At 66.1% G+C, this 19,814-nt stretch carries 22 protein-coding genes; 11 read left to right on the top strand and 11 right to left on the bottom strand.

Going from position 1 to position 19,814, the window contains the following annotated elements; translation table 11 throughout:
* The first annotated feature begins 52 nt into the window (after positions 1-52).
* The gene (gene paaZ / locus AB4Y63_RS06735) at positions 53-2,176 is read left to right on the top strand and encodes a phenylacetic acid degradation bifunctional protein PaaZ (protein WP_441790274.1); all 2,124 of its coding nucleotides are present in this window, start codon (positions 53-55) and stop codon (positions 2,174-2,176) included.
* A 155-nt stretch (positions 2,177-2,331) separates the two neighbouring features.
* Here paaZ and AB4Y63_RS06730 read toward each other — a convergent pair whose 3' ends face one another.
* On the bottom strand, positions 2,332-2,745 hold the full coding sequence (locus AB4Y63_RS06730; protein ID WP_441790273.1) for a hypothetical protein: 414 nt from the start codon (positions 2,743-2,745) through the stop codon (positions 2,332-2,334).
* On the bottom strand, positions 2,742-3,086 hold the full coding sequence (locus AB4Y63_RS06725; protein WP_441790272.1) for a PadR family transcriptional regulator: 345 nt from the start codon (positions 3,084-3,086) through the stop codon (positions 2,742-2,744). The genes AB4Y63_RS06730 and AB4Y63_RS06725 overlap by 4 nt, the downstream gene beginning before the upstream one ends.
* A gap of 91 nt (positions 3,087-3,177) precedes the next feature.
* Here AB4Y63_RS06725 and AB4Y63_RS06720 point away from each other — a divergent pair, with 91 nt between their 5' ends.
* A complete protein-coding gene (locus AB4Y63_RS06720) occupies positions 3,178-3,984 on the top strand; it encodes a GNAT family N-acetyltransferase (RefSeq protein WP_441790271.1) in 807 nt (268 codons plus the stop codon).
* A 60-nt stretch (positions 3,985-4,044) separates the two neighbouring features.
* Here the strand turns inward: AB4Y63_RS06720 and AB4Y63_RS06715 are convergent, their stop codons facing one another.
* The 3 genes from AB4Y63_RS06715 to AB4Y63_RS06705 form a co-directional block, all read right to left on the bottom strand.
* The gene (locus AB4Y63_RS06715) at positions 4,045-4,563 is read right to left on the bottom strand and encodes a hypothetical protein (protein ID WP_441790270.1); all 519 of its coding nucleotides are present in this window, start codon (positions 4,561-4,563) and stop codon (positions 4,045-4,047) included.
* Positions 4,564-4,634: 71 nt separating this feature from the next.
* Complete coding sequence (locus tag AB4Y63_RS06710) at positions 4,635-4,997, bottom strand: GntR family transcriptional regulator (RefSeq protein ID WP_441790269.1); 363 nt, start codon at positions 4,995-4,997, stop codon at positions 4,635-4,637.
* A gap of 3 nt (positions 4,998-5,000) precedes the next feature.
* Positions 5,001-5,861, bottom strand: coding sequence for a hypothetical protein (locus AB4Y63_RS06705; RefSeq protein WP_441790268.1), 861 nt, complete (start codon positions 5,859-5,861; stop codon positions 5,001-5,003).
* A gap of 238 nt (positions 5,862-6,099) precedes the next feature.
* Between AB4Y63_RS06705 and AB4Y63_RS06700 the strand changes: the two genes are divergently transcribed.
* Positions 6,100-6,522, top strand: coding sequence for a YkvA family protein (locus tag AB4Y63_RS06700; protein ID WP_441790267.1), 423 nt, complete (start codon positions 6,100-6,102; stop codon positions 6,520-6,522).
* 35 nt (positions 6,523-6,557) lie between these two features.
* Here AB4Y63_RS06700 and AB4Y63_RS06695 read toward each other — a convergent pair whose 3' ends face one another.
* Entirely contained in the window at positions 6,558-7,112 is a 555-nt protein-coding gene (locus AB4Y63_RS06695; protein WP_441790266.1) for an isochorismatase family protein, read from the bottom strand.
* 275 nt (positions 7,113-7,387) lie between these two features.
* Positions 7,388-8,086, bottom strand: coding sequence for a TetR/AcrR family transcriptional regulator (locus AB4Y63_RS06690; protein WP_441790265.1), 699 nt, complete (start codon positions 8,084-8,086; stop codon positions 7,388-7,390).
* 84 nt (positions 8,087-8,170) lie between these two features.
* Between AB4Y63_RS06690 and paaA the strand changes: the two genes are divergently transcribed.
* From paaA to AB4Y63_RS06660, 6 genes are all read left to right on the top strand, one after another.
* The gene (gene paaA / locus AB4Y63_RS06685; RefSeq protein ID WP_441790315.1) at positions 8,171-9,229 is read left to right on the top strand and encodes a 1,2-phenylacetyl-CoA epoxidase subunit PaaA; all 1,059 of its coding nucleotides are present in this window, start codon (positions 8,171-8,173) and stop codon (positions 9,227-9,229) included.
* On the top strand, positions 9,226-9,534 hold the full coding sequence (gene paaB, locus AB4Y63_RS06680) for a 1,2-phenylacetyl-CoA epoxidase subunit PaaB (protein WP_441790264.1): 309 nt from the start codon (positions 9,226-9,228) through the stop codon (positions 9,532-9,534). Before paaA ends, paaB begins: the two co-directional genes overlap by 4 nt.
* Positions 9,531-10,385 (top strand): 1,2-phenylacetyl-CoA epoxidase subunit PaaC, encoded by an 855-nt coding sequence (paaC, locus tag AB4Y63_RS06675; protein WP_441790263.1) that lies wholly within the window; start codon positions 9,531-9,533, stop codon positions 10,383-10,385. The genes paaB and paaC overlap by 4 nt, the downstream gene beginning before the upstream one ends.
* On the top strand, positions 10,379-10,975 hold the full coding sequence (paaD, locus tag AB4Y63_RS06670; protein ID WP_441790262.1) for a 1,2-phenylacetyl-CoA epoxidase subunit PaaD: 597 nt from the start codon (positions 10,379-10,381) through the stop codon (positions 10,973-10,975). The genes paaC and paaD overlap by 7 nt, the downstream gene beginning before the upstream one ends.
* 65 nt (positions 10,976-11,040) lie before the next feature.
* Positions 11,041-12,195 (top strand): 1,2-phenylacetyl-CoA epoxidase subunit PaaE, encoded by a 1,155-nt coding sequence (paaE, locus tag AB4Y63_RS06665; RefSeq protein ID WP_441790314.1) that lies wholly within the window; start codon positions 11,041-11,043, stop codon positions 12,193-12,195.
* A gap of 44 nt (positions 12,196-12,239) precedes the next feature.
* Entirely contained in the window at positions 12,240-13,019 is a 780-nt protein-coding gene (locus AB4Y63_RS06660) for an enoyl-CoA hydratase/isomerase family protein (RefSeq protein ID WP_441790261.1), read from the top strand.
* 303 nt (positions 13,020-13,322) lie between these two features.
* Here AB4Y63_RS06660 and AB4Y63_RS06655 read toward each other — a convergent pair whose 3' ends face one another.
* The 4 genes from AB4Y63_RS06655 to AB4Y63_RS06640 form a co-directional block, all read right to left on the bottom strand.
* Positions 13,323-14,834 (bottom strand): dihydrolipoamide acetyltransferase family protein, encoded by a 1,512-nt coding sequence (locus tag AB4Y63_RS06655; protein WP_441790260.1) that lies wholly within the window; start codon positions 14,832-14,834, stop codon positions 13,323-13,325.
* 5 nt (positions 14,835-14,839) lie between these two features.
* Positions 14,840-15,931: an alpha-ketoacid dehydrogenase subunit beta gene (locus AB4Y63_RS06650; protein ID WP_441790259.1), complete on the bottom strand. Its 1,092-nt coding sequence runs from the start codon at positions 15,929-15,931 to the stop codon at positions 14,840-14,842.
* The gene (gene pdhA, locus AB4Y63_RS06645; protein WP_441790258.1) at positions 15,928-17,049 is read right to left on the bottom strand and encodes a pyruvate dehydrogenase (acetyl-transferring) E1 component subunit alpha; all 1,122 of its coding nucleotides are present in this window, start codon (positions 17,047-17,049) and stop codon (positions 15,928-15,930) included. Before pdhA ends, AB4Y63_RS06650 begins: the two co-directional genes overlap by 4 nt.
* A 109-nt stretch (positions 17,050-17,158) precedes the next feature.
* On the bottom strand, positions 17,159-17,626 hold the full coding sequence (locus tag AB4Y63_RS06640; protein ID WP_441790257.1) for an Lrp/AsnC family transcriptional regulator: 468 nt from the start codon (positions 17,624-17,626) through the stop codon (positions 17,159-17,161).
* A gap of 162 nt (positions 17,627-17,788) precedes the next feature.
* On the opposite strand from AB4Y63_RS06640, the gene AB4Y63_RS06635 reads away from it, so the two are divergent.
* Positions 17,789-18,472 carry a potassium channel family protein gene (locus AB4Y63_RS06635; RefSeq protein ID WP_441790256.1) on the top strand — a complete coding sequence of 228 codons (684 nt, stop codon included), beginning with the start codon at positions 17,789-17,791 and terminating at the stop codon, positions 18,470-18,472.
* Positions 18,469-19,782, top strand: coding sequence for an ion channel protein (locus tag AB4Y63_RS06630; protein WP_441790255.1), 1,314 nt, complete (start codon positions 18,469-18,471; stop codon positions 19,780-19,782). Before AB4Y63_RS06635 ends, AB4Y63_RS06630 begins: the two co-directional genes overlap by 4 nt.
* Positions 19,783-19,814 lie beyond the last annotated feature (32 nt).

The following is a 19,814-nucleotide window of genomic DNA, read 5'->3' as shown; positions in this document are numbered from 1 at the left end:
CTCGCTCCTCGTAGCTCCTCGTTTTTAGCTCGTCTCTCGAAAAGGATTCACAATGACCACGCAGACCGAGACCACCACCGGCACCTCCGCTGAATCACTGCCCGACGCCACCGCCGAGGCGCGCGTGGTGCCGAGCTTCGTGCAGGGCGCCTGGTGGGCGCCCGCGCCGGGAGCCGGAACCCCCGTGCCGGTGCGCGACGCGTCGACCGGTGAGGTCGTGGCGCTCGTCAGTTCCGACGGGCTCGACCTCGGCGCGGCCATCGACTACGCCCGCTCGGTCGGCCAGAAGAGCCTCGGTGAGCTCACCTTCCACCAGCGCGCCCTCGTGCTCAAGGCCCTTGCCGGCTACCTCAACTCGGTCAAAGACGGCCTCTACGAGTTGAGCGACAAGACCGGCGCGACCCGGCGTGACTCGATGATCGACATCGACGGCGGCATCGGCGTGCTCTTCACCTACGGCTCGAAAGGGCGCCGCGAACTGCCGAACAGCACGGTGTATGTCGACGGCGTCCCCGAGAATCTGGCCCGCGACGGCTCGTTCGGCGGCCAGCACGTCTACACGCGGGTCCCGGGTGTCGCATTCCAGGTGAACGCCTTCAACTTTCCGGTCTGGGGGATGCTTGAGAAGTTCGCGCCGGCCTTCCTCGCCGGCGTGCCGAGCATCGTCAAGCCGGCCACCCCGACCGCCTTCGTGACCGAGGCTTGCGTGCGCGCGATGCTCGATTCCGGGTTGCTGCCCGAGGGCTCGCTGCAGCTGGTCAGCGGGTCGGTGCGCGGTTTCCTGGATTTTCTGGATGTGCGCGACAAGGTCGGGTTCACCGGCTCCGCGTCCACTGCGCGCTCGTTCTCGGCGCACCCCAATGTGCTCGAAGTCGGCGTCGACCTCACCTGTGAGACCGACTCGCTCAACGCCGCAATCCTCGGCCCGGATGCCGAGCCGGGCACGCCGGAGTTCGACGCGTATGTCGCATCCGTCGTCACCGAGATGACGGCGAAGGCCGGCCAGAAGTGCACGAGCATCCGCCGCCTGATCGTGCCGCGCGAGCGGATGGACGCCGTCGCCGAGGCGGTCGGCGCGCGTCTGGAGAAGCGCGTGGTGCTCGGCGACCCGCGCGCCGAGGGCGTCACGATGGGGCCGCTCGCGAGCCTCGACCAGCGCGACGAGGTGCAGAAGAGCATCAACGCCCTGCTGGCCGGTGGCGGGCAGGTGGCCTGGGGCACCCTGGATGCGCCGCTCGTGACCCATGTCGACGGCACGGTCGGCGCGGCTCCGTCGGGTGCCTTCGTCTCGCCGGTCTTGCTGCGTTTCGACGACTCCGATGCCGTCGCCGTGCACGAGATCGAGGCGTTCGGACCGGTCGCCTCGATGATCGGCTACGACGACGTGGCGGATGCCGTGCGGCTCGCCAACCGCGGCGGCGGCTCGCTCGTCGCCACGATTGCCAGCGCCGACCCGGCCGCTGTCGCGCCGCTGTTCGGCGGAATCGCCCCGTTCCACGGGCGGGTTCTCGTGCTCGACGGAAGCGTCGCGCGCACCAGCACGGGGCACGGCTCCCCGGTTCCGCACCTAGTGCACGGCGGGCCGGGTCGGGCCGGTGGTGGCGAGGAGCTGGGCGGCATCCGCTCGGTGCTTCACTACATGCAGCGCACGGCTGTGCAGGGATCGCCGGCCGTACTCACCGCGCTGACCGGCCAGTGGCGCGCGGGCGCCCCGAGCGCGGTCGGTGACGAGCACCCGTTCCGCAAGTCGCTCGCGCGTCTGCACATCGGCGACGCCGTCGCCTCCGAGCCCCGTGAGATCACGCTCGACGACATCGGTCACTTCGCTGAGTTCACCGGCGACACGTTCTATGCGCACACCGACGAGGAGGCGGCCGCGGCGAACCCGTTCTTCCCGGGGCGGGTGGCCCACGGATACCTGCTGCTCTCCTTCGCAGCAGGTCTGTTCGTCGATCCGGCGCCGGGGCCGGTGCTCGCCAACTACGGACTCGAGAACCTGCGCTTCGTCACGCCGGTGTCGCCGGGCGACACCGTGCGCGTCACGCTGACGGCGAAGCAGATCACGCCGCGGGAGACCGACGAGTACGGCGAGGTGCGCTGGGACGCGGTGCTGCTGAACCAGAACGACGAGGTCGTGGCGACCTATGACGTGCTGACGCTGGTCGCGAAGGAGTAGCGCGCCTCGCGATCGCGAATCTCTCGTCCGTGTCGCCGAGAGCAGGGCACTCGTTTTTCGCCAATGAACTTCAGAGTCATATGAGCCTGAAGTTCATGAGCGGAAAGGGCCATCTCTTTTCCGGCGGTCGAGCCTGTCGAGACCGGTGGGCTGGGCTAGGAGCGGCGTCGGGGATCCCGGATCGGATCGGCTGCAACGATCATCACGAGGATCCAAGCGAGAATGGCGAGGGTGCCGACGATGATCCCAACCAGCGGCGGAATTCCCCAAAGGATTTCTCGGTCCTGGATCACTCCGAAGATTCCGCGTAGCAACAGCACGCCTCCGCCGAGCGTGAGGATCGCGCTGGTGACGTAGAGCGGCCATCCGATTTTCTTCGTGCGTCCTCGTGCGAGTTCACCAGCAAACTCTTGTGGAGTGCCGAACTCGGCCGACGGCTCTGCTCCGCTTTCGGCACTATGGCTTTCAACCTGAGCGACCGCGTCACCGATGATTTTGCCGCCGACCTCATGCTCTCGCAGCTCCATGACGAGCTCTGATGTGTACTTTTCTATCGTTTCGCGCGTCATTTGGATTTCGCTTCCCCCGTGATGATTGACGTGGCTCGGCCACTAAACGTGAGCCAGTGTTGGCGCTCGGAGGTAAGGCGTTGCTGCCCCGCCTCGGTGATGACGTAGTACTTTCGGCCGGGGCCGCCGTCTCCGGGGCGCCACTCCGCAGCGAGGGCGCCGCCCTCTTCAAGACGGTTGAGAATTGGATAGAGCGTGCCGCCTTTGACTGTGCCGAGGCCGGCCTCGGCCAGTCGAACACCGAGAACGTAGCCGTACGTTTCTCCTTCGGAGGCGATGGCCAGCACCGCGAGCTCGATCACGCCGCGCAGCCACCCGGAGGGCCAGTTCTCTCTGTCCATGACTAGATTGTGACGCAGACTAGTCAGCGGCGCAACTTAGTTGGACTCAGTCGGCTGCCGGTCGCACTGATTTCTCAATAGGATCGGTCAGATGACAGGGCTAGATATCGAGGGTGTTCGCGCGGAAATTGACGCGTTGGATCGGCAGATCGTCCAGCTGATCGCCGAGCGCCAGCGCTGGGTGGTCGAGGCTGGTGCGTTGAAGCCCGATCAGGATGCCGTCAGGGCGCCGGATCGCGTGGAGAAGGTCGTCGACAAGGTGCGGGCACTTGCCAACGAAGCGGCTGCATCGCCGGAGGTGGTGGAGCGCACCTATCGGGCGATGATCGCGGCGTTCATCGATCTCGAGCTGTCGATTCATGGGAACCATGTCGCATCCGCTGCGGGGAGTGCACCCGGCGACACCGAGCGCCTGCACTTTCGGCCGATGACCCTCGGCGACCTCGAGAACATGGCGGCTCTGCTCGGGGATCCCGACGTGATGACCTACTACCCGGCCCCGAAGACCCGGGACGAAGCGCGGGCTTGGATCGAGTGGAATCAGCGGAACTACGCCGAGCACGGGTTCGGACTCTGGATCATCGAGACGCGCGACGGCGAGTTTGTGGGGGACTGCGGCCTGACCTGGCAGCAGGTCAACGGTCGGCGCGAGCTGGAGGTCGGCTACCACGTGCGCGCCGCCCTTCAGGGGCGCGGCTATGCGACGGAGGCGGCGGCCGCGTGCCGCGATTTTGCGCGCGACGTTCTGGGAACGGCCCACCTTGTCGCGATCATCCACCCCGACAATGCCGCCTCAGTTCGCATTGCCAAGAAGATCGGCATGAGTTTCATCGAGGAGGACCATGGCAGGGAAATCGTGCGACGCGTGCTCGGCCTCGACTTCTCTGAGACTCACTAGATCGTTGATCTGCGGACGGGGCAAGCGGACAGGCTCCACGGATACGGCGCTTGCGCTGCCTCACTGAGCGGGTTTTTCAGGTTCTTGTTGCGATGCATCGCCGTGAACAGGGAGGAACACTCGTCCGCCGCCCCGAATCTTCGCGTACCACCCGGCGACGCCGCTACCCGAGGCGGCATCCTTCGATTGCCTGTCGATGCGTTCGCGTTCGGCGCGAAAGTGCGCAGCCAAATCGCGAAATGCCGTAGCGGCATTCGGATTATCTGCGGCGCTCGTTGAACGAAAGCGCCGATCGGCAAAATCTATCTCGAACTCCGAGCCGAGTTCGTCGGCAACGAGCTGCGCGAGCCGCTCGCCTTCGGCGCTCACCTGTTCCCCTCGTTCCGGGGAGCGCCATTCATAGTCGGGTGTGAGGCCGTCATAGTAGGACTGTTCCCACTCCTCGAGCTCCCGCACGAGCGTGGGGCTGAGCGCACTCTCGCTGTATCTGACCGGACCAACGACAAACCACAGCACGGTGTTCGCATAATCGGGAAACATGCGAACCACGGATGTCCGTTGCTCGCCAGCGCGTTCCATATCGCGACCCTACCTGACCGGCTTCGTCGCACGGCGGCTCAATATCGGCAGGGAGTCTCGCGTGCTGACTCTCAGCCCGCGTTGTCAATCGACCTCTGCACGTAGCTGATCGCGTCGTCCGCACCGATCCCGAGCTGTCGAATCCGCTCGACGTAGGCATCCGCCGCAGCCTGGCCCAGGCGCTCGTTCGCGTCGCCGGGGTGGGAAACGAACGATCCTGCGCGCCCGCGAGTTTCGATGATCCCATCATTCTCGAGCTCACGGTACGTGCGGGCGACCGTATTCGGAGCCAGTTCGAGGTCTCCGGCCAGCCGACGCACGGTCGGGAGGCGGGCGCCCGCCGCAAGCTCGCCCGAGCGCACGAGGGCGGCGATCTGCATCCTGATCTGCTCGTACGGTGGCGTGGATGAGGTCGGGTCGATGATGATCAGCATCTGTCAGCTCGTCGCGAGGGAATGCTGCCAGAGACGGCGGCTCGACCGGTTGCTCACGGGGAGTGAGAGCAAGATCATCGGTGCGGTTCCGAGCAGCATGATCGCGTAGTACGACGGGGAGCTCATGTCCAACACCCAGGAACAGGCCGAGACAATCGTCGCTGTCGCGAGGCCGATGGATGCGATCCAGATGTCGCGCAGGGCGGAGGCGCGCAAGGCGTCGTCCCACTGCAGCTCGAGTTCGGTCGCCGCCGGCTGCGAGATGGTCAGAAGCTGTCGGCTCAGCACAACCACGCCGATCAGGCCAACGATCGAGAGCACCGACAACGCCACCACTCCACCGAGAGGAAGGCCGGCATTTCCCGGATTCGTCGGGAGGGCGCCGGTGACCAGCCCAATCGTGAGGGACGCCCCGAAGGCCGTTCCTCCTGTGGCGGCCCAGACCCATCCCGGATTCACATAGTCGGTCAGGGTGGGCGCTTCGAGGCGCGCGACTCGTGAGGTGCCAGAGCCGCCTCGAAGTGGAAACTGGCGGAGGGTCGACAACGCGCCGCCGGTGGCCGGTGCTGCCATGAGGACCCCGCTCACGGCGAATCCGGCGAGACCGGTGGGAACAAGTTGAGGCGCGACGAGGACCACCATGCCGAACGTCACGAGCGCGACGAGGGCGCCTAGCGAGAAACCGATGTAGCCATCGCGGATGCGACGATCGACGCGATCAACAATTTCGGGCGTGACAGGGAGGCCAATCCGGTCGGTGAAGGCCAACACGAGGTACTCGCGCCGACTCCGAGCCGAACGATAGATCAGGCCGAGAATCAGGCCGACCGCGGCGACCGCAAGAATTCCCCATGTAAAAGCCATTGCGCGACATCCCCTTTGTAGCAAGCTTGTATCAAGCAGCTTACTGCGTGGATGGCTACGGTCAGGAGGAGATTCTGCGACTCGCCGCCTGGGAGCGCCAGGTTTGCACGGTGTGTCGCCGGATCTCCTCCTTTACGTTGCGCTCGATCAGCAGCGGATGCCGGCGATCGAGCGAGAATGGGGAGATGATGTCAACCGATCGTGCGGCGATGCGCTTCCGTCCGCGCGGGAGCGGCTCATGACGACCTGGTGGGAGGTCGGTCTGAGCGTGCTCGGCGGGTTGCTGATCCTGTGGCTGGCTCTCGTTCTGGTTCTCTGGATCGAGCAGCGTCGGCATCCGGGCGGTGCTTCGCTTCGCGACCTCGTTCGACTCGCGCCCGACGTAGCGCGGCTGCTCAAGCGCCTTGCCTCCGATCGAACCGTGTCGGGTGGTGTTCGAATCTGGCTCGCGGTTCTTCTGCTCTACCTGCTGTCGCCGATCGATTTGATTCCGGATTTCATCCCCGTTCTCGGCTATGCCGACGACGCCATCATCGTCGCGATCGCTCTGCGATTCGCGACTCGTCGGGCGGGCAGCGACGCGGTGGAGCGAAATTGGCCGGGGACACCCGAAGGATTGTCAGCCGTGCTCCGGCTGGCTGGGTTGAATTCTTCCGCGTAGTTCCGGTCGCTATGCGGATGGTCAGACTGCGCGGATCAACGGCTGAAGCTCACATCTTTCGTCGCTGAAACGCCGGCGACCCGACCTGGCGCATCCTGATATTGCCAATAGAGGTTGATGTGGGCGATGGTCACCTCGGGTGGCGGAGCGCCCCACGCGGAGAGGTCGTTTGTCGTGTGCGCGTCGCCAACGAGGGTGACATCGAAGCCACGAGTGAAGGCGCCGTGGATCGTAGAGCGGATACAGGCATCCGTTTCAGCACCAGTCACGATCAGGCGTCCGACGCCGGCGTCGGCCAGCACATCCGCCAGGTCGGTGCCCTCAAAAGAGTCGCCATACAACTTGTGGATGAGAGGCTCAGACTCCCGCCGGGACAGCTCGCTCACGAACCMCCACGTCGCGCTTCCCCGGGCCATTTCCTCGGAAGAGTGCTGCACCCAGACGATGGTCACGCCCTCGGCGCGCGCCTTGTCAACCAGCGTGTTGATGTTCGAGATGACGGCATCCCGCTGATAGGCCCCGTCCACGACACCTTTCTGAGCGTCGATCACGATGAGCGCGGTGTTCGGTCGATCGGGCAGCGTGGTCATGACTCTCTCCCTTGCCGGTCGGACGTAATCCTCCAACAAAAGTATGCCGATCCACCGCCAACGGCTATTGCGCGCGAACGGCTATTGCGGTGAGGAGAGCAAGGGCGACAGAAGCCGGAGAGGGCGGATGCCGGTGGTCGAGCTTGTCGAGACCTCGTGGGCCGATCCTCAGACGCGACCTAGGTTCAGAGATTGTCTCGCGCGGTCTCGACAAGCTCGACCAACGAGAAGGCCGGCGACGCAGGCGGGGCGACGAGAGAGCTGAGCGAGATTGCTCAGCGGCCGTCGTGCACCCGCAGGCCGTCGAAGGCGACCGTGATCACGTCATCCGCCAGCTGGTCCTGGGTCAGGGATCCGCCCGGCTTGTACCACTCAACGATCGAGTTGATCATGCCGAACAGTAGCCGCGTCGTCGTGCGGGCGTCGACATCCGCGCGCAGAGTTCCCGCATCGCGGGCCTCCTCGACCAGGGCCGACACCGCGTTGTCGAACTCGCGGCGGCGGGCGAGCGCATCGCGCTCCAGCTCGGTGTTGCCGCGCAGGCGCAGCAGCAGCGTGACGTACGGAAGCTCCTCGACGAGCACCTTGACCGCACCACGCAGCACGTAGCGCAGGCGCTCATCGGCGGCCCCCTCGGTCGCGCCGGGCTGGGTCAGGATGCCTTCGAGCTCGCCCAGCGCGCGCTCGAGAGCCATGCGCAGCAGATCCTCTTTGCTGCTCACGTGGTAGTAAACCGCTGACTTGCTCGTGCCGAGACGTTCGGCCAGCAGCCCCATCGAGGTGGCGTCATAGCCATAGTCATTGAACGCGGCGACGGCGATGTCGAGCACGGCCGGGAGGTCATAGGGCGCGCGTCCGCTGCGACCGTTTCCGCCGCCGCCGGCGCTACCCGAGACGCCGCCGGCGCTGCTGCCAGCGCCGCCGTTCGTTCCGCCACCGGTGGCCGGGGAGCCGGTCTCTGCTGAGGGATTCATGAGAACACGACTCTATCCGAAGACCGATCTTGATCGGGGTGGCCCGCCGTGATAGTTTTACTGAACGATCGGTAAGTGGTAGCAATGAAGCTCACCGGAACCAGCGGCTTTCGTAGCCTCAGAGCAAGGAGGCTCCTCGTGGATACCCCCAGTGGCACCGCCGACGAAGTCGGCCAGGCACGGTTCGACGAAATTATCGCCGCCGACAGCCGGGTCGAGCCGACCGACTGGATGCCGGAGGGCTACCGCAAGACCCTCGTGCGCCAGATTTCGCAGCACGCGCATTCCGAGATCATCGGCATGCAGCCGGAGGGCAACTGGATCACCCGCGCGCCCAGTCTCAAGCGCAAGGCGATCCTGATGGCCAAGGTGCAAGACGAAGCCGGCCACGGGCTCTACCTCTACTCCGCCGCCCAGACGCTTGGCGTCGACCGCGAGACCATGTTCGACCAGCTGATCACCGGCAAGGCCAAGTACTCGTCGATCTTCAACTACCTGAGCCCGACCTGGGCCGACATGGGTTCGATCGGCTGGCTCGTCGACGGCGCCGCAATCTGCAACCAGGTGCCGCTGTGCCGGGCATCCTATGGCCCCTACGCCCGCGCGATGGTGCGCATCTGCAAAGAGGAATCGTTCCACCAGCGTCAAGGCTTCGAGATTCTGCTGTCGTTGATGAACGGATCCGACGAGCAGAAGGCCATGGCCCAAGAGTCGGTCAATCGTTGGTACGCGCCGGCCCTGATGATGTTCGGCCCGCCGGATGGCGACTCGCCGAACTCGCAGCAGAGCATGGCCTGGAACATCAAGCGCTTCGGCAACGACGAGCTGCGCCAGCGCTTCGTCGACATGCTCGTTCCCCAGGCCGAGATTCTTGGCGTCACCCTGCCAGACCCCGACATTGCCTGGAACGAAGAGCGCGGCCACTACGACTTCGGCGAACTCGATTGGACCGAGTTCCACGAGGTGCTGGCTGGCCGCGGCCAGGCCAACACCGTGCGGGTGAACCGCCGGCGCGACGCCCACGAGGGCGGCGAATGGGTGCGCGAAGCAGCCCGCGCCTATGCCGACAAGAAGCAGGCCGACGAACAAGCCGACAAGCAGGCCGACAACGCCCAGAACGAGACCCAGAGGATCGCATCATGACCAGCCCCGGAGATTCAGGCAAGCGCGAGACGTGGCCGCTGTGGGAAGTCTTCATCCGCTCTTCCCGCGGTCTGTCCCACGTGCACGCCGGTTCGCTGCACGCCCCTGACGAGATCATGGCCGTGCGTAACGCCCGCGACCTCTACACACGCCGCGGCGAGGGAGTGTCGGTGTGGGTCGTTCCCGCGTCGGCGATCACCGCGTCAGATCCGGATGCGAAGGGTGCATTTTTCGAGTCCCCGCAGGGCAAGGACTACCGTCACGCCACGTACTACACGGCCTCCGAAACGGTGCCCCACCTATGAGTACCGCAGCCGGCACGCACGCCTCGGCCTCGCAGATCCCACGGATCGGCAACGCCTCGGTCGTTACGCCCGAGTCGATCGCTGAGTCGATCGAACGCACCGACCTCGTCGCATCCGATGCCGTGGCGCAGTACGCCCTCGGACTCGGCGACGACGCGCTGATTCTCGCGCAACGCCTGGGGGAGTGGATCGCGAACGCCCCTGAAATCGAAGAGGACATCGCCCTCGGCAACATCGGACTCGACGTGCTCGGCCACGCCCGCAGCCTGCTCACCTACGCCGGTTCGGCCTGGGGCAAGAGCGAAGACGACCTCGCCTACTTCCGCTCCGAGTCCGAGTTCCGCTGCCGCCAGCTGTTCGAGCAGCCGAACGGCGACTTCGCGCAGACCATTGCGAAGCAGCTGATCGCATCCGTCTATTTCGACCTGCTCTACCGCGAGCTGTCGAACTCGGCCGACCCGATGCTCGCCGCGATCGCGGCCAAGGCGGTCAAAGAGGTTGACTACCACCTCGATCACAGCATTCAGTGGCTGCTGCGCCTGGGCCTCGGCACCGACGAGTCGCACCGTCGGATGCAGCGCGGGCTCGACGCGATGTGGCCGTTTGCCGATGAACTCTTTCGGGACGAGCCCGCTGCGGCCGCGCTGCCGGGCATCGCCGCCGACTCGGCGCGGATGCGCGCGGGGTTCGACGCCACAGTTCCGAAGCTGATTGAGGACGCCGGTCTCACGGTTCCGACAATGCAGCCGGTGCGCGGCGGTGGGCGTGACGGCGTGCATTCCGAGGCCCTCGGCACGCTGCTCGCCGAGATGCAGGTGCTCGCTCGCGCGCACCCGGGAGCGTCATGGTAGCCACCGTTTTGGATTCTCGAGTCGATCAGGCAACGACTGCCGCGGCACTCGCCGCCGCGGAAGTTGACGCTGCGTCGGCCCTCGAAGCCGAAGCTCGCCCGCTGCCCGCGAGCGACGCCGACCGCGCCGCCTGGGCCATCGCGGCCACGGTCTGTGACCCCGAAGTTCCGGTGCTGACGATCGAAGACCTCGGCGTGCTGCGCCGCGTCAACGTCGCCGACGGTGCGGTTTCGGTCGACATCACGCCCACCTACTCCGGCTGCCCAGCCGTCGACGCGATGCGCGACGACATCGTGACCGCGCTCACTCAGCACGGCTACACGAGCGTCACGGTCAACGTTGTGCTGGCCCCCGCCTGGACCACCGACTGGCTGAGCGACGCCGGCCGGGCGAAGCTGGAGGAGTACGGGATCGCAGCCCCGGCTGCTCGCCAACCCGGCGGCAAAGTGAGCCTGGGCCTCGGCATCCGCTGCCCGCACTGCGGCTCGCTGCACACGCGCGAACTCTCCCGCTTCGGCTCCACCTCGTGCAAGGCACTCTACGTGTGCCAGCGCTGCCAGGAGCCGTTCGACTACTTCAAGGAACACTGAGAATGACAGCCATGACGACTGCCGATTCGACAACTGCAGACTCGACAACGACCGGCGCCACAGATATGACGGATGCGACGCCAGTCGATCCGACGGATGCCGCGGCGTCCGACTCCCGCATCATCCCGACCCGGCGTCGCGCGCGCTTTCACTCGCTGACCGTTTCGGCGGTGCGCCCACTCACGGCGGATTCGGTGGAGATCACCTTCGCCGTTCCCGACGAGCTGGCCGGCAAATACGACTATGCGCCGGGGCAGTACATCGCGATCCGCACCTCGCTCGGCGGCGAAGACGTGCGTCGCAGCTATTCGATCTGCCAGGCGCCGGTCGCCGGTGAGCTGAAGGTCGCGATCAAGCGCGACCTCGGCGGACTGTTCTCGACCTGGGCCATCGAGAACCTCCAGCCCGGCATGCAGATCGACGTGATGAGCCCGGAGGGCCGGTTCACCTCGCAGGTGCCCGTGCGCGCCAACGCGCACTACGTGGCGATTGCCGCCGGCTCGGGAATCACCCCGGTGATGGCCCTGATCGAGGGAACCCTCAAGGCGTCGCCCGGCAACACGTTCTCGCTCGTCTACTCCAACCGCACCGCGATGGACACGATGTTCGTCGACGAACTCGCCGACCTGAAAGACCGCTACCCCGCCAGGCTCGCGCTCTATCACGTGCTCACTCGCGAGCGCCGGAGTTCAGAGCTGCTCTCCGGCCGCCTCGACGCCGAGAAGGTGCGCAACATCCTCGACGCGCTGATCAGCCCGGCGAATGTCGACGAATGGTTCATCTGCGGACCGTTCGATCTCGTTCAGCTCTGCCGCGACACCCTCGCCGAGCTGGGCGTCGACGTGTCAGCCATCCGCTACGAACTCTTTACGACCGACCGCCCCGACAACCTCACCGGGCAAGCCGGGCGGCCTGTTCTTCCGCGCGATGACGATCAGGTGCACAGCATTTCGTTCGTGCTCGATGGCACGACGGCCACGGTGACGAGCCCGGTGCACAGCAACGAGAGCATCCTGAACGCGGCGTTGCGCGTGCGCGGTGACGTGCCGTTCGCCTGTGCGGGCGGCGTCTGCGGCACCTGCCGCGCGGTGCTCACCGAGGGCACCGTCGACATGGTCGAAAACTACGCGCTCGAGCCCGAGGAATTGGCGCGTGGGTATGTGCTCACCTGCCAGGCTGTTCCCACGAGCGAGAAGGTCTGCGTCAACTACGACGCGTGACCGTGAGCGTTGACGTCGCATCCGCTGCAAATTGAAGGAGTGTCATGCCCGTTGAAGTGACCATCGCCGACGGCGTCGCCGAGATCGTTCTGAATGACCCGGCCAAGCTCAACGCGCTCGACGAGAGTGCGATCGCCGGTCTCTCGAGTGCGCTGACGGAGGCGCATGAGGCGGGTGTGCGTGCGCTTCTGCTGCGCGGCGAAGGGCGTGCGTTCTGTGCCGGGCGGGACATTTCGGGGGTCGATCCGGCGACGGATGACGCGCGCGGCTACCTGGATGACGTGGTCACTCCGCTGCTGCGTCAGCTCGCGAGCTTTCCCGCACCGACCTTCGCCGCGGCGCAAGGCGCCTGCCTCGGCGTCGGTCTCGGACTGTTGATCGCGACGGATGTGGTCTACGTGGCGGAAACCGCGAAGATCGGATCCCCGTTCGCGAACCTCGGGGCGACGCTCGATTCGGGGGGACATGCGCTCTTCGTCGAACGGCTCGGCGCGCACCGCACGCTCGACCTGATCTACACGGCAGAGCTGATGAGTGGGGCGGAAGCCGTGGCGGCCGGCCTGTTCAGCCGGGCCGTACCGGAGGATTCCCTGCTGGAGTTCACCCGGGAGCGAGTCGCGAAGGTGGCGACCGGTGCGACCGGCGCGTTCCTGGCGAGCAAAGCCCTCGTCGCGCGGTTGCGGGACGAGCGGATCGGACTCTGGACCTCACTCGCCGACGAGAATGCGGCCCAGGGTGCGCTCTGCGCGACCGACGACTACCGGGAGGGCTTCGCGGCGTTCCAGCAGAAGCGGCGTCCGGTGTTCACGGGGACTCGCGTCTAGCATCCAGCAGTCGCTCATGTTCAGCCTTGAGCACCCGCAGCGCTCCCAGGAGGCTGGAGGCTTCCACAGCTGAACATTATCGACACATCGTTGATCGAGGAGCAGCCGACGGACGGGAACCTGTGAGGTTTGCAACTGCGGAGATTCTTCAGAAACGTGTGGAATTCGGGGCGGAATTCCCCGAATCACGCGAAATCTCCGCTGCGGGGAACGGCGCTAGTCGGCCACCGCGCCGGTTGAACGCCGCCGCGCGGGGTGAACTCAACCCGCGCGGAGGCGTTCAACCCGCGCAACGCAGTAGAACTACACATTGCCGAGCAGCAGCAGCGGCTCCTCGATGCAGCGCGCCACATAGGTGAGGAAACCGGATGCGACATCGCCGTCACAGACACGGTGGTCGAACACGAACGAGAGTTGCATCACCCGACGCACCGCCAACTCCCCATCAACGACCCACGGGCGCTCAAGCACTCGCCCGATTCCGAGCATCGCTACCTCAGGGAAGTTGATGATTGGGGTGGAGCCGTCGACGCCGAATCCGCCGTAGTTGTTGAGGGTGAAGGTGCCGCCCGACAGGGTTCCGGGCCCGAATTCGCCCTTCTCGCTGGCCGTGACGAGAGCCACGATCGCATCCCGCAGCTGACTGGTCGTCATGTCCTGCGCGTTGTGCACGACCGGAACCATCAGCCCGCGCGGCGTCTGCGCAGCCAGCCCGAGGTTGATCCGCCCGTGCTGGATGATCGCCTGACCGTCGGCGCTCAGCGACGAGTTGAGGATTGGATACTGCCGCAGCCCGGCCACGACGAAACGTGCGATCAAGGCGGTCAGGCTGAACCGCTCGCCCGTGGACTTCTGCAGCCGCTCCTTGGCCGTGAACAGTTCGGTCGCGTCGACGTCAAGCCAGATCGTCGCCTCGGGAATCTCCCGGCGCGACCGGCTGAGGCGCTCAGCCACGACCTTGCGCAGACCGGTGATCGGGATGCGCAGATCGTCGGTGCCGAGGTGCGGCACCGCGTCCGGCGCGACGAGGGTCGTCGCCGACGGGCCGGAAGCGGCTGACGGCATGACGGATGACACGGTTGCGGGCGTCGACGCAGCCGACCCGACGGATGCGGCACGGTCGGTCTCGGTCGTGCCGGGCTCCCTCAGCGTGGCCGAGTTCTGCGACGCGAGTGCGGCAATCGCCGCCTCGACGTCGTCGCGCAGCACGAGGGAATCCGGACCGCTGCCGACCAATTGGCTTGCATCAAAGCCGTGCGATTTCGCCCGCTTGCGCACGAGCGGGGAGACGACAGGGGAGCGCCGGCTCGGGTCGAGAATGGCCGTCGCGGGAGCCGAGGCCGGCGTGAGCGTGCGGGCCCCGAACCGTCCACCGGCCGGTCGCTTCAGCCGCACCGTCGACTCGCTCGTTCCGTACCCGACAAGAACCGCGCCGGAGCCCGCCGCCATTCCGGAATCAAGCGGACGAGCCGAGACGGGAGCCTCAGCATCCACCAAAGCCTCAGCATCCACCGAAACCCCAGCATCCGCCGACAGCTCAGCGCCCACCGGCACCACCGTGATCAACGGCGACCCCTTGTGCACCACTTCGCCCGCCGCGGCATGCAGCGTCACGACCCGGCCGCCGAACGGCGACGGCAGTTCGACCACGGACTTCGCGGACTCCACCTCGACCACCACCTGGTCGATGGCAATCACATCGCCGGGCTTGACCAGCCACGACACGATCTCCGCCTCGGTCAGCCCCTCGCCCAGGTCGGGCAGCAGAAAATCGTGGGGCGTCAGAGCCTCAGGTGTCAGAATTTCGCGCGGCATCAAGCTCACCATTCCCAGGTGTCAAGCGCGGCAAGCACGCGTTCGGCAGTCGGCAGATAGTGCTCTTCGAGCTTCGGAGCGGGGTACGGGATGTCGAAGCCCGCGATCCGCAGAATGGGCGCAGCCAGGTAGAAGAAGTTGCGCTCAGTCACCCGCGCGGCAACTTCGGCGCCGTAGCCGCCGAACTGGGCGGCCTCGTGGATGACCGCAGCCCGGCCGGTCTTGCGCACCGACGCGCTCACCGTCGCATCGTCGAACGGGGAGAGGCTGCGGAGGTCGATGACCTCGACCGAGAGTCCCTCCTGCTCGCCGAGCTCGGCGGCGTGAAGCGCGGTCTTCACGGTGGGCCCGTAGGCGAGCAGCGTGACGTCGCTGCCGACCCGCAGCACCTGCGCCTCGGTCATCGGGAGAGTCTGCGTGGGCAGAGCCACGTCATCCTTCACCCAGTAGCGACTCTTCGGCTCCAGAAAAATGACCGGGTCGTCGCTCGCGATCGCCTCACGCAGCATCGAATAGGCGTCGGCCGGATTCGACGGGGTGACGACGGTCAGGCCCGGAGTGTGGGTCCAGTACGCCTCCGACGAATCGGAGTGGTGCTCGACGCCGCCGATTCCTCCGGCGTAGGGAATGCGGATGACGATCGGCAGCGTCACCCGGCCCTTCGTGCGGTTGCGCATCTTCGCCAGGTGCGAGGTGATCTGCTCGAACGCGGGGTAGCTGAACGCGTCGAACTGCATTTCGACCACCGGGCGCAGGCCGTACATGGCCATGCCGATCGCGGTGCCGACGATGCCGGATTCGGCCAGCGGCGAGTCCCAGACCCGCTCCTCACCGAATTGCTTCTGCAGGGCATCGGTCACCCGGAACACTCCGCCGAGCGGGCCGACATCCTCTCCGAAGACAACAACGTTCGGGTCCTCGGCGAGGGCGTCGCGGAGCGCGGCATTCAATGCGCCGGCAATGCTCAGCGAGGTGGGAGCCGGCGGGGTGGTGGATGCCGAGGCGTCCGAGGCATCCGGTGTCGCGTGCTGTCCCGCGTTCACGGTGTCCGGCTTGCGGGGCTTCGCGGCGGGGGTCGGGTTGTCGATGATGGTCATGAGGGGGTTCCCGGTTCGATCGAGGCCAACTCGCGGGCGAGAAACTCGCGCTGTTCGAGCAGCGCGGGGCGGGGCTGTGCGTAGATGTGGTCGAAGAGTGAGAGCGGGTCGATCACGGGTGTTTCGTTCATCGCGTCGCGGGTGAGGGTGGCGAGGTCTTCAGCGTCGCTCGTGATCGACAGGCGCACCTCGTCGGTGAGGGCTCCGATGTCGGTCAGGTACTTTTCGAGACGTTCGACCGGGTCGAGTCGGCGCCAGTGCTCGACCTCGGATGCGTCGCGATAGCGGGTGGGGTCGTCGGAGTTGGTGTGCGACTCCATCCGGTAGGTGAGGCCCTCGATCATCGTCGGGCCGCCGCCGGTGCGGGCGCGATCGATGCTCGCCGTGATCACCGCGAACATGGCGGCGACATCGTTGCCGTCGACGAAGTAGCCGGGCATGCCGTAGCCGATCGCCCGATCGGCCAGGGTGCGAGCGTGCGACTGCTTGCTGAACGGAACGCTGATCGCATACTGATTGTTCTGAATCACAAAAACTGCCGGCGCCTGCCAGACGGAGGCGAAGTTGAAGGCCTCGTGGGCGTCGCCCTCGCTGGTTGACCCGTCGCCGAGAAAGGTGAGCGCGACGGTGTCGTCGTGCTTGAGTTTCGCGGCGGTGGCCAGGCCGACGGCGTGCAGCGCCTGCGTGGCCAGCGGGGTCGACTGCGGGGAGATGCGGTGCTCGTGCGGGTCGAACCCGCCATGCCAATCACCGCGGAAGAATGACAAGATTTCGACCGGGCTCACCCCGCGGGTGAGCAGCGCGATGGTGTCGCGGTAGGTCGGAAACAGCCAGTCGGTCGGTCCGAGCGCGGCGACGGATGCGATCTCGCAGGCCTCCTGGCCGAGCGCCGACGGGTAGGTGGCCAGCCGCCCCTGCCGGGTCAGCGCGGTGACCTGGGCGTCGAAACGGCGAGCGAGAACCATCTTGCGATACAGATCCAACAGTGTTGCGACATCCGGAATCGTGAAGCCGGCCGTTTGCTCGCCCTCCACGGCGACGCCGTTCTCGTCGATCAGCCGGATGGGCAGCCGGGTGGGTAAAACCGGGTCAACGGAAGGGGTAGCGACAGTGCTCATGCAGCAATCGTCGACCACCTGGGAGCGAACCGCTAGGGCCTCTCAGCGGTGGATGACAGATGGCTGGGGAGTGCCGAGAGTGCGTGCCATTTGTAGCGTGGAGATGGCGTCAGAGTTGCCAAGTGTCCGGGAGCGCACCGGGTGCATTTCCCGCGCGCTCGTCGAGCACGAGGTGCGATCGGGTGGCAATGACGCCGGGCATCTCGTGGATCTGCTGGAGGATGACGGCGCTCAATTTCTCGTGGTCGGGCGCGCTGACCGTCACCACGAAGTCGATGTCGCCGCTGACCGCGAGCACGGACTCGACGAAGGGGAGTTCGGCGAGCGCCGCGGCCATCCCGGGAAAGGACGCGTCGCCGATCGTCACGATGACGAGCGCGGTCACGTTGAGGCCGATCGACTTGCGGTCCACATGAGCGGAGAAGCCGGTGATGACGCCGTTGGCGATGAGGTTCTGCACCCGCTTGTGGGCAGCGGTGCGGGAGATGTGCACGCGTTCGGCCAGGGTGCGGATCGAGAGCCGGGCATCCTTGCTCAGCTCCGCGATGAGGGCGCGGTCAACGCGGTCGACATTCATCCGCTCAGCGTACTAGGGCTCTCGACACGCTCGACCGCAGATCATGGCCAACCGCACCCCGCAGGAGTAGCGTGAAGTTTCCCGCTGTGTCAGCGGGCCGCACGCTTCGACGAGGCGCAGACTCGCCGATGACCGTTTCCGCCTGAGTCGAGGAGGTCGCGCATGACTGACACCGCGCCGCCTCCCGTTCCTCCGGCTCACTTCTGGGAGCGCATCGTCGCCTGGACACCCGGCTACGGCACCGTCATGCTCCTCATCGGTGTTGCCTATGCGTTGTGCGCTGCGCAGATCGGTCTTCAACCGAGCGCCCTGGCCCTTCTCGTGCAACTCCTGACTGTCGGGGTGATCTTTCGGGTCGCCGAAGTGAAGAAGGTCATCCGAGACGTCGCAACCGTCGTTCTCATCGTCGCCGCCGTGGGCATCGCGCTCGTCTGGATCTCCGGTGCCGAGGGAACCTGGGTCAAGGTGGCCATGACGGCCGCCGCTGTCGTCTTCTACGGAGTCGCCCCCGCGGCGGTCATCGGTCATCAAATCCATCGCGACGTCATCGACGCGCAGACCATCTTCGCCGTTGTCGCGGCCTACATTTTGATCGGGATGTTTTTCACCTTCGCGTATGTCCTGGCGAGCATCCCTGGCAACATCTTCAAGGGCGAGGGGGTCGGCTCCCTGTCAGAGGTCTTGTTCTTCTCGTTCACCTCGCTCAGCACCACGGGATACGGCAACTTCGTTCCGGTCACGGCCACTGGCCAGACCCTCGCCATCGCCGAGATACTCGCCGGTCAACTGTTCATCGGGTTGGCCATCGCCCGGGTCGTCACCGCCTGGATGCCGAGACGCAAGTGAGCGGCAACGCCGACGGCGGGCCGCCCCCCACGCCGATCGACCTCACTCCTCGCACACTGATCGTTCTGTCGCTTCCGGCGATCGCCATCGGGGTGGTCTCTGCCGTCGTGTTGTTCGCCCTCGACGAGCTCGCCCATTTTCTTCAAGACTTTCTCTGGCAAACCGTGCCCGGCTGGGTCGGAGCCGACCCCACCTCCGGCCGGTGGATCTTCGGCACGCTGAGCCTCACCGGGCTGGCGGTCGGCCTGATCGTGGCGTTCGTACCCGGTCATGGTGGTCGCGACAGTGCGACGACAGAGCTCATCGCACCACCGCTTCCGCTGATCGCCCTTCCCTCGCTTGCTGTGGTGGCCGTGCTGGGACTTGCCGGCGGCGTCAGTCTCGGCCCCGAAAACCCGATCATCGCGATCAATTCGGCGCTGCTCGTCGTCCTGGTGCGGTGGATCGCGCCGAAGATTCCCATCACCATGGTCGTCATGCTCGTCGCCTCGGGAACCATCGGCGCGCTGTTCGGCACCCCGGTCGCGGCCGCACTGGTCTTCACCGGTATCGTCGCCGCGTTGAAAACCGGAGGGTCACTTTTCGACCGGCTTTTTCTGCCTCTGGTTTCGGCCGGCGCCGGTGCGATGACCATGTCAGTGCTCGGGCCACCGCTGGCGATCCTGAAGCTCCCACCCCTCGGAGTCCCCAACGGTTTCGACATCGGCGGCAGCATCGTCATTGCAATCGGGGCGACCCTCGTCGGGCTGGCCGTCGTCTACGTCTTTCCCGCGCTTCACCGGTTCTTCCACGGGCTCGGGAGCCCCATCCTCTTCACCACCCTCGGCGGCGTAATTCTCGGCATTCTCGGTGCGATCGGCGGCCCGATCACCCTGTTCAAGGGCGCCGAGCAATCGGAGGAGCTGTTGAGCAACGCGTCGAGCTACTCCCTGGGCGCACTGGTGCTCATCGTCGTGGTGAAAATCCTCGCCCTGATGATCGCTGCCGCCGCCGGTTTTCGGGGCGGCCGCATTTTTCCGTCGGTGTTCATCGGCGTGGATCTCGGGTTGATCGCGCACGTTCTACTGCCCGACGTGCCGCTCGGTCTCGCCATCGCCAGCGCGACGCTCGGGCTGATTCTGGTGATCGCCCGTGACGGGTGGCTCGCACTGTTTCTGGCCGTGGTCATCGTGGGCGACATCTCGGTGCTCAGCGTGCTGTGCATTTCAATTCTGCCGGCCTGGCTGCTCGTCTCGCGTGCGCCTGAGATGATCGCGCACCCGCCGACACCGGTGGCGCCCATGCCACCGCCGGCCCCAGCGGTCGGTTGACGGCGCACGGTGGCCTGTCGAGGCTTGACCCG

Source organism: Leifsonia sp. YAF41 (genome assembly GCF_052113185.1).
Lineage (GTDB): Bacteria > Actinomycetota > Actinomycetes > Actinomycetales > Microbacteriaceae > Cryobacterium.
Note: the sequence above shows the minus strand (reverse complement) of the source record. Positions and strands in the feature narration are given on the sequence as shown.

What these genes read in the sequence shown, in the direction of transcription:
- AB4Y63_RS06650 (WP_441790259.1), bottom strand. Translation starts at nt 15,931, where the DNA reads ATGACCATCATCGACAACCCGACCCCCGCCGCGAAGCCCCGCAAGCCG.
- paaZ (WP_441790274.1), top strand. Translation starts at nt 53, where the DNA reads ATGACCACGCAGACCGAGACCACCACCGGCACCTCCGCTGAATCACTG.
- paaB (WP_441790264.1), top strand. Translation starts at nt 9,226, where the DNA reads ATGACCAGCCCCGGAGATTCAGGCAAGCGCGAGACGTGGCCGCTGTGG.
- AB4Y63_RS06720 (WP_441790271.1), top strand. Translation starts at nt 3,178, where the DNA reads ATGACAGGGCTAGATATCGAGGGTGTTCGCGCGGAAATTGACGCGTTG.
- AB4Y63_RS06730 (WP_441790273.1), bottom strand. Translation starts at nt 2,745, where the DNA reads ATGACGCGCGAAACGATAGAAAAGTACACATCAGAGCTCGTCATGGAG.
- paaD (WP_441790262.1), top strand. Translation starts at nt 10,379, where the DNA reads ATGGTAGCCACCGTTTTGGATTCTCGAGTCGATCAGGCAACGACTGCC.
- paaC (WP_441790263.1), top strand. Translation starts at nt 9,531, where the DNA reads ATGAGTACCGCAGCCGGCACGCACGCCTCGGCCTCGCAGATCCCACGG.
- AB4Y63_RS06715 (WP_441790270.1), bottom strand. Translation starts at nt 4,563, where the DNA reads ATGGAACGCGCTGGCGAGCAACGGACATCCGTGGTTCGCATGTTTCCC.
- pdhA (WP_441790258.1), bottom strand. Translation starts at nt 17,049, where the DNA reads ATGAGCACTGTCGCTACCCCTTCCGTTGACCCGGTTTTACCCACCCGG.
- AB4Y63_RS06635 (WP_441790256.1), top strand. Translation starts at nt 17,789, where the DNA reads ATGACTGACACCGCGCCGCCTCCCGTTCCTCCGGCTCACTTCTGGGAG.
- AB4Y63_RS06725 (WP_441790272.1), bottom strand. Translation starts at nt 3,086, where the DNA reads ATGGACAGAGAGAACTGGCCCTCCGGGTGGCTGCGCGGCGTGATCGAG.
- AB4Y63_RS06660 (WP_441790261.1), top strand. Translation starts at nt 12,240, where the DNA reads ATGCCCGTTGAAGTGACCATCGCCGACGGCGTCGCCGAGATCGTTCTG.
- AB4Y63_RS06690 (WP_441790265.1), bottom strand. Translation starts at nt 8,086, where the DNA reads ATGAATCCCTCAGCAGAGACCGGCTCCCCGGCCACCGGTGGCGGAACG.
- paaE (WP_441790314.1), top strand. Translation starts at nt 11,041, where the DNA reads ATGACGGATGCGACGCCAGTCGATCCGACGGATGCCGCGGCGTCCGAC.
- AB4Y63_RS06705 (WP_441790268.1), bottom strand. Translation starts at nt 5,861, where the DNA reads ATGGCTTTTACATGGGGAATTCTTGCGGTCGCCGCGGTCGGCCTGATT.
- AB4Y63_RS06655 (WP_441790260.1), bottom strand. Translation starts at nt 14,834, where the DNA reads ATGCCGCGCGAAATTCTGACACCTGAGGCTCTGACGCCCCACGATTTT.
- AB4Y63_RS06710 (WP_441790269.1), bottom strand. Translation starts at nt 4,997, where the DNA reads ATGCTGATCATCATCGACCCGACCTCATCCACGCCACCGTACGAGCAG.
- AB4Y63_RS06700 (WP_441790267.1), top strand. Translation starts at nt 6,100, where the DNA reads ATGACGACCTGGTGGGAGGTCGGTCTGAGCGTGCTCGGCGGGTTGCTG.
- AB4Y63_RS06640 (WP_441790257.1), bottom strand. Translation starts at nt 17,626, where the DNA reads ATGAATGTCGACCGCGTTGACCGCGCCCTCATCGCGGAGCTGAGCAAG.
- paaA (WP_441790315.1), top strand. Translation starts at nt 8,171, where the DNA reads ATGAAGCTCACCGGAACCAGCGGCTTTCGTAGCCTCAGAGCAAGGAGG.